Annotated in this window: 6 protein-coding genes; 1 reads left to right on the forward strand and 5 read right to left on the reverse strand. The window is 63.6% G+C overall.

Annotation, left to right across the window (positions count from 1 at the left end):
• Window positions 1-21: 21 nt before the first annotated feature.
• Window positions 22-4,365, reverse strand: a complete 4,344-nt coding sequence (locus K414_RS25930; RefSeq protein WP_237606119.1) for an amino acid adenylation domain-containing protein — start codon at window positions 4,363-4,365, stop codon at window positions 22-24.
• A 167-nt stretch (window positions 4,366-4,532) separates the two neighbouring features.
• Between K414_RS25930 and K414_RS0103065 the strand changes: the two genes are divergently transcribed.
• The gene (locus K414_RS0103065; RefSeq protein ID WP_051365295.1) at window positions 4,533-5,189 is read left to right on the forward strand and encodes a pyridoxamine 5'-phosphate oxidase family protein; all 657 of its coding nucleotides are present in this window, start codon (window positions 4,533-4,535) and stop codon (window positions 5,187-5,189) included.
• Here the strand turns inward: K414_RS0103065 and tgt are convergent.
• The 4 genes from tgt to K414_RS0103085 all read right to left on the reverse strand — a co-directional run bounded on the left by tgt (window position 5,143) and on the right by K414_RS0103085 (window position 12,514).
• Window positions 5,143-6,381, reverse strand: a complete 1,239-nt coding sequence (gene tgt, locus K414_RS0103070) for a tRNA guanosine(34) transglycosylase Tgt (RefSeq protein WP_027494598.1) — start codon at window positions 6,379-6,381, stop codon at window positions 5,143-5,145. The genes K414_RS0103065 and tgt overlap by 47 nt on opposite strands.
• An 82-nt stretch (window positions 6,382-6,463) precedes the next feature.
• On the reverse strand, window positions 6,464-8,323 hold the full coding sequence (locus tag K414_RS0103075; RefSeq protein WP_237606437.1) for an ABC transporter ATP-binding protein: 1,860 nt from the start codon (window positions 8,321-8,323) through the stop codon (window positions 6,464-6,466).
• A gap of 77 nt (window positions 8,324-8,400) precedes the next feature.
• Window positions 8,401-10,134 carry an ABC transporter ATP-binding protein gene (locus tag K414_RS0103080; RefSeq protein WP_027494600.1) on the reverse strand — a complete coding sequence of 578 codons (1,734 nt, stop codon included), beginning with the start codon at window positions 10,132-10,134 and terminating at the stop codon, window positions 8,401-8,403.
• Between the two features lie 91 nt (window positions 10,135-10,225).
• The gene (locus tag K414_RS0103085; protein ID WP_027494601.1) at window positions 10,226-12,514 is read right to left on the reverse strand and encodes an MMPL family transporter; all 2,289 of its coding nucleotides are present in this window, start codon (window positions 12,512-12,514) and stop codon (window positions 10,226-10,228) included.
• Window positions 12,515-12,516: the final 2 nt, after the last annotated feature.

Below are 12,516 nucleotides of genomic sequence, written 5' to 3' on the forward strand. Positions count from 1 at the left end.
ATACTACACATCGTGTAGTACCTAGGTAGTCGGGTTTCGCCACGCTGAGTCCGGTTCTGCGACGCCTGCAGCCAGGATCTGCTCGAATCGCCGACCGAGCTCCATCACGGTGTTCTCGTCGAACAATGCTGTGGGATAGACGATATCGACCGTAGTCTCGATAGCCTTCCCTTCGTCGTCCCGCAGTTCGGTGACGTGAAAGTGGAGATCGCACTTGGCGATGTCGATCGGCTGCGGCGTGATCTCGACGTGCACGTCCCCCGTAGTGAGGGTCTGGGTCGCAAAGACATCCAACGACAGCGCAACCTGAAAGATGGGATGCCGCGCTTCCGACGACTCCGCAGCGAGATCGGCGACGACATCTTCGAACGGCACCGTCGCATGGTCGAAAGCCCGCAGTTCACTGGCCCGAGCCGCCTTCACGACGTCCTCGACGGTTGTCGCCGCTGCGATCTCGGTCCGGATGGCAACGGTGGTGGTGAACGTTCCGACGACCTGCTCGAGGTCCGGGTCGTCGCGACCGGCAACCGGGGTTCCGACGACGAGATCGGTGGACGCTGTCGTCTCGGCGAGCAGAATCAACAGCGCTGCACGCAGCACGGTGAATCGTCCTGTCCCGCAGCGTTGTGCGAGACCGGACATTCTCTGCGTGGCGTGTGCATCGAACCGTAGCGTTGTGCGTGCGCCGGAGAAGTCCCAGTCCTGTGCTCGCGGGCGGTCCAGTGGCAAGTCCCTCGACCTGGGTATGTCCGCCAGCTCTGCGCGCCAGAAGTCCAGATCGGCCGATACGTCTCGTGTGCAGGCCCAGACGCTGTAATCGGCGTAGTACAAGGATAATTCGGGCCACGACGGCGTGGTGCCGGTCATCCTGGCGTGATACGCGACGACGAAATCCGACGCCAACAGCCCCAGTGACCACCCGTCCGCGGCGATGTGGTGAATGGCGCACGCAAGCACGTGGCGATCGGGCGCTACTGCGAACAGGCGCGCTCGGATCGGAAACTCGGTGCGCACGTCGAAGGCTTGCTCGAGGATCTGCGTCACCGCGGCATCGTCGAAGTGGTGGACAACGAGATTCGGTGCGACGCCGGCAGAATCCGGTTCGACCACTTGCACCGGGACCCCGTCGACATCCGGGTAGCGCGTACGCAGCGTGCTGTGTCGATCGATCAGGTCGGTCAAGGCCTGCGCGGCTGCTACTGCGTGGAACTCCCCGGAAATCGTGACCGTGAACGGCAGGTTGTACAGCGGAAGCCGTGCGCTTCGATCGATGTGGCGTTGCTGCGGCGCGAGCGGAATTGCGACTACCCCCTCCGACATTCCGCATTCGGGCCGCGAATTGTCCTGCCGCTCAACCAGACGACGCTCATCGATACATGCAGCCAACGCCTGGACGGACGGCGCACCGGCGAGGTCTCGCACACCGATGTCCGCCGATGTCTCGGCCCGCACCGACGCAACGACTCTGGTCGCCGCCAGCGAGTCGCCTCCGAGGTCGAAGAACGACGCGGTGCAATCGACACCGTCCCTGCCGAGCACGCGCGCGAACGCGGCCGCCACGATTTCCTCGGTGGCACCGGACGGTTCGCTTCGAGCACCGGTCGTCGACGTGGTGAGGTCCGGCGCGGGAAGTGCACCGCGATCGACCTTCCGATTGATGGTCAACGGAATCTCGTCGAGAACCGACAGGGTCGACGGCACCATGTGGGTAGGCAGTCTCTGTGCGAGATCCCGACGAATGGCCTCGGTGTCGAGCACGTGCCCGGCGCGTGCGGCCACGACGTACCCGTCGATACGCAGATCACCAGTGTCGCTGCGACGCAACGCAGACGATGCCGATACGACCTCCGGATGCGCCCGTAGCGCTGCGTCGACCTCACCCAGTTCGACGCGACTTCCCCGAATCTTGATCTGATCGTCGATGCGGCCGAGGAACTCCAGCGTGCCATCTTCGCGCCGGCGCGCCCGGTCTCCGCTACGAAACATCCGAATCCCATTGCTACTGAACGGGTTCGCGACGAACCGCGCCGATGTGTCCACGGTGCGACCGAGATATCCCCGCGCGATACCGGACGTCTCGATGTAGATCTCACCGACCGCACCCGATGGAACCGGCCGTAGGGTGCGATCGAGGAGGTGAATCACCGCACCCACCATGGCTCGTCCTATTCCGTCGGTGCTGCCCGGACGCAGCGGCGCCGTCATCGTCACACTGCAGGTCGTCTCGGTGGGGCCGTAGGCGTTGAGCAGTCGCCGACCCGTCGACCAGCGGTCGACCGTATCCTGCGGGGCTGCCTCACCGCCGATGATGATCGTCCCGACACCCACCAGCGCTGCGGGCTCCATCGTCGCCAGAACCGAGGGCGTGATCAAGAGATGGGTAATAGCCTGTTGGGCAATCACATCGGACAGTTCCGAGCCACCGTAACTACTTGTCGGTGCGATCACCACTGCCGCGCCTGCACTCGCTGCGGCCAGCATTTCGACTAGGGCGGTGTCGAATCCGGGTGAGGCGAGATGACAGACCCGCGACCTGGCGTCGAGGTCGTAGCTGCGTCGGATCTGTTGCACCAGAGCGGAGATTCCATCGTGGGTGACGACGACACCCTTGGGTGTACCGGTGGATCCCGAGGTGTAGATGACGTAGGCCGCCTGGTGCGGTGCGGTCGACGCCGTCCTATCGTTCGAGCTTCCCTTTGCGACAACGTTCTCGATGTTCAGCCACTCGATCGCGCCCGATTCGTTGCCGGCCGTGCACAGACCCAACACTGCTGCGCTGTCGTGCACGACGAACCGCGCCCGCTCGCGGGGGTGATTCGGGTCGACAGGAACGTACACCGCGCCCACTCGCGCGATTGCCCAGAACGCGACGACTCCCTCCACCGACCGGCCGATGCGCACGGCCACCCGGTCCTCGATGCCGATTCCTCGGGCAGTCAGAACAGATGCGAGGGCAGCAACTCTCGTGCCCAACTCTGCGTAGGTGACCGACACATGCGCATCGTGAATCGCAATTCGATTGCTGTAGTTCATGATTGCCTCGGTCAACGTCTCGTTCAGAGAACCGTGCTCGGTCACGGCCGCGCCGACCGAAGCGGACGCCACATCACGCTCGTCGGGGAGGAACAGGTCGAGGTCGGCCACTGCCGTGTCGCCGTAGCCGGATGCGGCGAAACGGTCGAGGAAGTGCAGGAACCGTTCGTGGTGGCGAGCGAGGTCGCTCGGGGTGTACGCGGCAGGGTTGGCCTCGAAGTCGATGCGCGGACGAGCTCCGCCTCGACCGGGATAGATGTTGACCGCAAGGTCCGGCACCGGACCCGTGGCCAGAATGTTGATCTCGCCGTCGACATCGCCGAGGGACACCGTGTTCGCGAACATCATCACGTTGATCGTCGGCCCGAAACGGCCGGCGCGCAGTGCACGTCCACTCTCCGACGCCGGGGGCCTGCTGCGTTGATGTCGCAGCACGGCTGCGATGGCGACCTCGGTCGATTTGACCACGCTGTTCACTGTCGCCGACCCGATGCCCGGCAGCCGCAACGGAACCACATTCGACAACGACGATCCGGCTCGGCGCAGAAGTGCTGTGGGCCGTGCAGATACGGGCAAGGACAGATCGACGTCGTCGGTGTCGTTCATGCGCGCGAGATAGGCGGCGAATGCTGCGATGACCACCGTCGACGTGGGTTGACCGCAGTCGGCCCGAGAAATGGTTCGATCTTCGCCCACGACGATGGGCACGAATGCAGGCGTGGCGGCCGGGCTTAGGGGCGCGGTGTACCCCATCTCGGTGGATTCCCAGTACTCCCGATCCCGCCGTGCGCGAGTGGATGCGTGATAGCGCTCGTCCTCGGCGAGAAGTGCCGCGGGAGTCGTCGGCTCGATCAGCGGTGGCTCCACTCCGTCCTGTACTGCGGCATATAGAGCCGCCGCCCGCTCGAGAACCTTCATCGAGGCATAGCCGTCGAGCGCGATGTGGTGGGCTCTGGTGTACCAGAACACGCGATCGTCCCCGACGCGGAGGACACGCAACCGTACGAGCTGACCGTCCGTCGACAGCGGTGTTCGACAATCGTCGTTCATCCACTGTCGGGCCGCGTCTTCCGGAGAGTCGTGCTCACGGAAGTCGAGGATCTGCACTGCGTCGGTCTCCGCCGCCTCGAACCGCTGCGTCGGGAGGCCGTCGATCTCGACGATGCGCATCGTCGACGACGAGTACTCTCGATGCGCCGCGCTACCGCTGTTAACCAGGGTATCCAGGTCCACAGCACCGACGAGATCGACGTAGTACGCGATGGCGAAGGGCGCGTCCGGCATGAATTGCTGAGCCATCCAGATATCGGCCTGCGCCGAAGTCAGAGGCAAGGCGTCGAACATTGTGGTCCCCCCACGGCGGTTCCAGCTACTACATGATCTGTAGTAACAATGTACGCCGCTGCCAGAGTCGAACACTGGCGAGATCTCGACAGCCGTGCTGGCCTGGGGTGTCGTATGGTCGGTGCGTGCCGCCGAACAACCACTATCACCACTTGATGTTCGGACCTGCCGCGATTGCGCGGCAGCAGGTCGACGGCAGTTACACCGCCTACGGCTCGCAGACCGAGCGACCCGACGACGGCCCGATGCCACTCGACGATCGCGAGAAGGCGATGATCCGCGCCCTGGATCAGTTCCAGATCGCCACCGTCACCGAGTCCGGGTGGCCCTACATCCAGTACCGAAGTGGACCGAAGGGATTTCTCCAGGTTCTCGACAACCACACTCTGGGTTTCGCCGATTTCGCCGGCAACCATCAGTACGTGACGGCGGCCAATCTCGATCACGACGATCGCGTCGCGATCTTCCTCGTGAATTACCCTCTGCGGCAACGACTCAAGCTCTACGGACGGGCACGTACGATCGAGGCCGCGGACGATCCCGAACTACTGGAGCGACTCAAAAAAATCGGTGACCTGACCGTCGCGGCCACCTGTGAACGCAGCGTCGTCATCGATGTCGAGGCATTCGACTGGAACTGCACCCGCAGCATCATCCCGCGCTACGACGCGGCATACCTCGCGGACCTGTCCGAGGTGTACCAACGCAAAGCTGCCGAGCGGGAAACCGAACTACTGCAGCATATTTCGGAGCTGGAGGATCAGCTCAGGCAGTTTTCGGCGCATAGAACCGGCCCAGATACTCCGTCTTGAACTCGGTGAATCGCTGCTGCTCGATCGAAGCGCGGATGTCGTCGACCAGCTTGACCGTGAATCGCTCGTTGTGGATCGTGCACAGCGTCGAGGCGAGCATCTCCTTCGCCTTGAACAGGTGATGGATGTACGCCTTGGTGTAGTGCGCGCAGGTGTAGCAGTCGCAGTTCTCGTCGATCGGGGTGAAATCGCGCCGATGCTTCGCGGTGTTGATGTTGAAGCGGCCCGTGGGCACGTAGATCGCCGCATTGCGCGCCACCCGTGAGGGATTGACGCAGTCGAAGGTGTCGGCACCGTTCTCGATCGCAACGAAGAAGTCGTCCGGCTCGCTGATCCCGAGCATGTGGCGCGGCTTGTGTTCGGGCAGTTCCTCGTTCACCCACCGAGTGATGGTGCCGAGGTTCTGCTTCTCGAGTGCACCGCCAATTCCGTAGCCGTCGAACCCACGGCCCGTGTCCCCCGTGATGGTCTCGAGGTCGTGCGCGGCCTTGCGTCGCAGGTCTTCGTACTGCGCTCCCTGCACCACTCCGAACAGCGCCTGGTACGGCTTGTCGGCGCGCTCGACGGTGAGGCGTTCGTGTTCGAGGACGCATCGCTTCGCCCATGCCTGGGTGCGGTCGACCGACTTCTCCTGATACCCGCGGGTATTCATCAGCGTCGTCAGCTCGTCGAACGCGAACATGATGTCGGCCCCGAGCCGATGCTGAATCTGCATCGACACCTCGGGAGTGAATCGATGCTTCGAGCCGTCGAGATGGGACTTGAACGTCACGCCGTCGTCGTCGACGTGGGCCAATCGCTCCTTGCCCTCGGCGATGACGTCGTCGGACTCCACCCGTGAGGCGTCCATCGAGATGACCTTCTTGAACCCGACACCGAGGGACATCACCTGGAAGCCGCCGCTGTCGGTGAACGTGGGCCCGTCCCAGTTCATGAATTTGCCCAACCCGCCGGCCTCGTCGACAATGTCCGAGCCCGGCTGCAGGTACAGGTGATACGCGTTGGCGAGTACCGCCTGAGCGCCGAGTTCCTTCATCGCCTCCGGCAGCACTGCTTTGACGGTCGCCTTCGTCCCCACCGCAATGAACGCCGGGGTGGCGATGTCGCCGTGCGGGGTGTGGATGGTGCCGGTGCGGCCGAGCTCACCGTCGAGCCGGGTGCCGATATCGAAGCCGAAATTGGAAGAACTCACCGCGTCAGTATGCGGCTTCGCCGCTTGTGAGTGGAAATTCGTAGCCCACTACGATTTTCCACTCACGTGCGGCGCCAGCCGCCTAACTGCTGTAGAGCCGGTAATACGCACCCTTGGCCGCGAGCAGTTCCTCGTGATTGCCCTGCTCGACGATGCTGCCGTTTTCCATCACGACGATGGTGTCGGCGTCACGGATGGTCGAGAGACGATGCGCGATAACAAAACTGGTGCGGTCGTTGCGCAGCGCTGCCGTCGCCTTCTGCACGAGCAGTTCGGTGCGCGTGTCCACCGAGCTGGTGGCCTCGTCGAGGATCAGGATCAGCGGCTTGGCCAGGAAGGCACGGGCGATAGTGATGAGCTGCTTCTCACCGGCGCTGACGTTGTTGCCCTCCTCGTCGATGATCGTGTCGTATCCGTCGGGCAGCGAATGCACGAACTTGTCGACGTAGCTCACCCGAGCTGCCTCGAGGATCTCTTCCTCACTGGCGGTCGGGTCACCGTAGGCGATGTTGTCGCGGATGGTGCCGCCGAACAGCCACGTGTCCTGCAACACCATGCCGGTTCGCGAACGCAACTCGTCGCGCGTCATCTGGCGAGTGTCGACGCCATCGAGTGTGATTCGGCCGGAATCGATCTCGTAGAACCGCATGATCAGGTTGACCAGTGTGGTCTTGCCGGCACCCGTGGGTCCGACGATCGCCACGAGATGTCCCGGATCCGCAGTGAGCGACAGGTTCTGGATGAGCGGCTGCTCCGGCGAGTAACTGAACGAGACGTCGTCGAACACGACGCGTCCGCGGCGCTCCGTCGGGCTGGACGCAGGCACGACGTCGGGGTCTTCCTCGTCGGCGTCGAGCACCTCGAAGATGCGTTCGGCGGACGCGACTCCGGACTGAATCAGGTTGATCATCGCGCCGACCTGCGACAGCGGCTGAGTGAACTGCCGCGAATACTGAATGAATGCCTGCACTTCGCCCAGGCTCAATGTTCCCGACGCCACGCGAAGGCCGCCCACAACGGCGACGACGACGTAGTTGATGTTTCCGAGGAACATGATGATCGGCATGATCAGACCGGAGATGAATTGCGCTCGGAAGCCTGCTTGGAAGAGCTTCTCGTTGCGGTCACCGAACTCGCGTTCCACCTCCGCCTGGCGACCGAACGCCTTGACGATCTCGTGGCCGGTGTAGGTCTCTTCGATCTGCGCGTTGAGCTTGCCGGTGTGCTTCCACTGCGCCACGAAGTGCGGCTGCGACCTCTTGGCGATCAGCGCGGTCACCAGGAACGAGGCCGGGATCGTCAGCAGCGCAACCAGAGCGAGCAACGGCGAGATCCAGATCATCACGCCGAGGATGCCGAGCACGGTCAGGATGCCGGTGATGAGCTGGCTCAGTGTCTGCTGCAGGCTGGTCGAGACGTTGTCGATGTCGTTGGTGACGCGGCTGAGCGTCTCGCCTCGGGCATTGTTGTCGAAGTACTGCAGCGGCAGGCGATGCACCTTGGCCTCGACGCTGCCGCGCAGCAACAGAATTCGACGCTGCAGCGCGATGTTGAGGATGTAGCCCTGAGCCCATGCCAGCAGTGCAGACACTACGTACAGTGCGAGAACCCAGAGCAACACCGTTCCGACGGCACCGAAATCGATTCCCGCACCGGGCGTCACGTCCATGCCCGAGACGAGATCGGCGACGGTGTCGTTACCGGCGGCCCGAAGGCCGTCGACCGCTTGTTCTTTCGTCTGCCCCGGTTCGAGATCTCCGCCGACGACTCCGTTGAAGATGAGGTTGGTCGCATGCCCGAGGACGGTCGGCGCAGCGACGCTGAGGACGACGCTGACGATTCCCAGCACGAGCATGAGGCTCAGCAGGAATCGTTCCGGAGCGAGCAAACCGATGACGCGTTTGAACGAGCCCTTGAAGTTCTTGGCTTTCGTGGCCGGCAGTGCCTTCGCGACGCGGCCGCCCTTCTTCTTCTCCAAAGAGGGCTTGGCTGCGGAATCCTTGGTGGTTTCGGTGTCGGTCACAGTGCACCTGCAACTTGCCGCTGCGAGTCGACGATCTCGGCGTAGGTGGGGCAGGTGGCCATCAGTTGCTCGTGGTTACCCACGCCCACCGGCTTTCCGTCGTCGAGCACGAGTATCTGGTCGGCGTCGACGATGGTCGACACCCGTTGAGCCACAACGATCATGCATGCATCTCGCGTCACCGGCCGCAGCGCCGCACGCAGTTTCGCGTCGGTGGTGAGGTCGAGAGCGGAGAAGGAATCGTCGAACAGGTAGATCTTGGGCTTGCGTACCAGCGCCCGGGCAATGGCCAGTCGTTGACGCTGTCCTCCCGACACGGTGGTGCCGCCCTGCGCGACGGCAGTCTCGAGGCCGTCGGGCATCGCGCGCACGAAGTCAGCTCCCTGGGCGATCTCGAGCGCCTCCCACAGTTCCGCGTCGGTGGCGTCGGCCTTGCCGTACCGCAGATTGCTGGCGATGGTGCCGGAGAACAGGTACGGCTTCTGCGGCACGAATCCGATCTCGGATCGCAGCAGGTCCAGATCGAGTTCGCGAATGTCGACACCGCCGACCCGCACCTGGCCGCCGGTGACGTCCATCAGCCGTGGAATCAGATTGACTAGAGTCGATTTACCCGATCCGGTGCCGCCGATGATGGCGGTGACCTTGCCTGCCTCGGCAGTCAGATTCACCCCGCACAGCACCGGGTATTCGGCTCCGGGATAGGAGAATTCGGCCCCGACGAGCTCGACCGTGCCCGGTGAGGACACGAACGTCCGGGGATTCTCGGGCAGCACCACCGAGGATTCGGTGGCCAGAACCTCGCTGATGCGATCGGCGCACACCGATGCGCGCGGCACCATCATCGCGATGAACGACGCCATCATCACCGACATCAGGATGAGCATGATGTAGCTCAGAAGCGCAGTAAGCGAACCGATCTGCATCGTGCCGTTGTCGATGGCGTGACCGCCGAACCAGATGACGGCGACACTGGTGACGTTGCTGATGAGCATGACGGTCGGAAACATCAGGGCCATCAGCCGGCCGACCTTGAGTGCCGTCTCGGTCAACGAGGTGTTCGCTGCGCCGAAACGGTCGACCTCGAACTGTTCGCGAACGAACGCCCGCACGACGCGAATACCGGTGATCTGTTCGCGTAGTACGCGATTGACCGCGTCGATGCGCTTCTGCATGGAGCGGAAGGCCGGCACCATACGAACGATGATCAGGCCCATCGCGAGCGCGAGGCCGGGCACGGCGATGAGCAGGATCCACGACAGGCCGATGTCCTCACGTAGCGACATCACGATGCCGCCGATGCACATGATGGGAGCCATCACCACGATGGTGAATCCCATGATGATCACCAACTGCACCTGCTGCACGTCGTTGGTGTTGCGGGTGATCAGTGACGGAGCACCGAATTTTCCGACCTCGCGGGCGGAGAACGTCCCGACGCGTTCGAGGATTGCTCCGCGAAGGTCGCGTCCGACACTCATGGCCGTGCGTGCACCGAGGAACACCGCTGCCGCAGAGCTGATGATCTGTACTGCCGAGATCAACAGCATGACGCCGCCGGCGGACAGGATGTAGCCGGTGTCGCCGACGGTCACACCGTTGTCGATGATGTCCGCGTTGAGACTCGGGAGGAACAACGCGGCGAGGGTGGCGATCAGCTGCAGCAGCACCAAGCAGAGAATCGGCAGCTTGTACGGGGCGAGAAACCTACGCAGAAGGGGGATCAGCATGATGACCGAAGATTACTCGTACACATGGATAACAGTCTCTCCGTTTCGAGTATTACGAGCAATCTTCGGCCTCTCAGCTGCGACGCGAGTACTACGCGCGCTTCTCCGGGGCCGTCTTCAGCTTGGCCCCTTCGATGTCGACGTTGGGCAGGATCTTGTCCAGCCACTTCGGCAACCACCAGGCTTTGTCGCCCAGTAGCGCCATCACCGACGGAATCAGCACCATACGCACGACGAACGCGTCGAAGAAGACGGCCGCGGCCAATGCGAAGCCGATGGACTTGATGAACGAGTCCGGCTCGGCGATGAACGCGGCGAACACCGAGATCATGATGACCGCTGCCGAGGTGACCACGCGTGCGCCGTACTTGAAGCCGTTGACGACGGCGTCCTTGGCGGCCGCGCCGTGCACGAACTCCTCACGCATGCGCGAGACGAGGAACACCTGGTAGTCCATCGCGAGGCCGAACACCACACCGATGAGGAAGATCGGCATGAAGCTGACGATCGGCTGCGGGTTGGAAATGATGCCGAGCCCGCCCTCTTGGAAGATGAACACCGTCGCACCGAAGGTGGCGAGCACGCTGAGCAGGAACCCGACCGTTGCCGTCAGCGGCACCAGAATCGAGCGGAACACCAGCATCAGCAGCACGAACGCCAGTCCGACGACCACGGCCAGGTACGGAATCAGCGCGCTCTGCAGCCGCTCCGAGATGTCGATCCCGATCGCGGTTTCGCCCGTCACTCCGTAGGAGACGCCCGAGCTCTCCTGCAATCCGCTCTCGGCATCGCGCAGGTTGGTCACGAGCGCCTTCGTCTGGTCGCTGTTGGGTGTGCTCGACGGGGTGACGAGTATCTGCGCGGTGTCACCCGCCGGGTTGACGGCGACGATCTGTGCGTTCGTGACGTCCGATTGCGCGGTGATCGTCTCGATGACCTTGCCGAAGGACGCGGTGCGGTCGGCCTCGGCGACGTCGGACGCGTCGGCGATGACGAGCAGCGGGCCGTTACGTCCCGGCCCGAATGCCTCTTCGGTGATGTCGTAGGCCTGACGGGCAGGAGTCGACGGGTCCGAGGTGGCGATCGACGGGAGAGCCAGCGACAACCCGGTGGTCGGGCCCGCGATGACGCCGAGGAGCACGATGCCTCCGACGAGGCCGAGGATCGGCTTCTTGACGAGGAATCGTGCCCACCGAAGACCGTTGGTGGGGGTTGCGTTCGGGTCCTCCGGGTCGGTGGTGTTGACGAACTTGAGCTTGCCCGCGAAGGCCTTGCCCTTGTAGACGCCCAGCATGGCGGGCAGGAACGTCAGGGCGATGAGTACCGCGATGAACACCGCGAAGCCTGCTGCCAGACCCATCTGCGACAGGAACGGGATGCCGACGACGCGCAGGGCGACGAGGGCGATGAGCACGGTCGCGCCGGCGAACACGACGGCCGATCCGGCGGTACCGACCGCTCGACCGACTGCTTCTTCGCGGTTGTCGGTGAGCGTGAGCTCGTGCCGGTACCGCGCGAGGATGAAGAGCGAGTAGTCGATCGCGACTGCAAGTCCGATCATGATCGCGAGGATCGGGGTGAACGAGGACAAGCTTGCGAAACCGGATGCCGTCGTGATGGCCAGACTCGAAATACCGATACCGACGATCGCGGTGATCAGCGGCAGGCTGGCAGCTGCGGCGGAGCCGAACATGATGAGAAGCACGATGGCGGCGACGGCAAGACCGACGATCTCCGAACTTCCACCGGGCGACGGGTTCTCCTGGGCGACGGTGCCACCGAGGATGACGGTCAGTCCTGCGTCACGCGCGGGTTGCGCCGCGGCATCGAGATCGCTGCGAATCGCGTCGGTGACGTCGGCCAGCTCGACGTTGATCGGAACCGTGACGGTGCCGACGTTGCCGTTGGGGCTCAACGGCGACGTGGCTGCCGCGTCGGCTGCCACCTTGTCGGCCGGCGTTCCTGCCTCGGCGGCTGCGTCGGTGTACTGCTGCACGATGGCCTTGTTCGCCTCGACCGGATCGGCAAGCGGCGGAGCGCCTTCCGCCGGCTTGGCCGCATCGACCTTCTCGATCTCGGCGATCGTGGCGTCGATGGCCGAGGTGTACTGCGGGGTATCGAGCGACTGACCGTCGGGTGCCTGGAACACGTACTCGGCGTTGACGGCCTGAAGGGGATCCTCGGCTCCGCCGAATCGTTCCTTCTGCAGATCCAATGCGGCCTGAGCAGGCGTTCCGGGGATGCTGAACGAGTTGACGGTAGGCGCGGACAGCGTGGCTGCGCCCACTCCGGCCAGGATCAGAATGACGAGCCAGAGGCCGAGGACGACCCCCTTGCGGCGGTAGGCGAATCTGCCGATTCGGTACAGATAGGTGGCCACTG

It is taken from the genome of Rhodococcus sp. JG-3, from assembly GCF_000482405.1.
Classification (GTDB): domain Bacteria; phylum Actinomycetota; class Actinomycetes; order Mycobacteriales; family Mycobacteriaceae; genus Rhodococcoides; species Rhodococcoides fascians.

Bases quoted from the DNA above. Each gene is read 5' to 3' on its own strand.
- K414_RS0103080 (WP_027494600.1), bottom strand. From the start codon at position 10,134: ATGCTGATCCCCCTTCTGCGTAGGTTTCTCGCCCCGTACAAGCTGCCG.
- K414_RS0103065 (WP_051365295.1), top strand. From the start codon at position 4,533: ATGTTCGGACCTGCCGCGATTGCGCGGCAGCAGGTCGACGGCAGTTAC.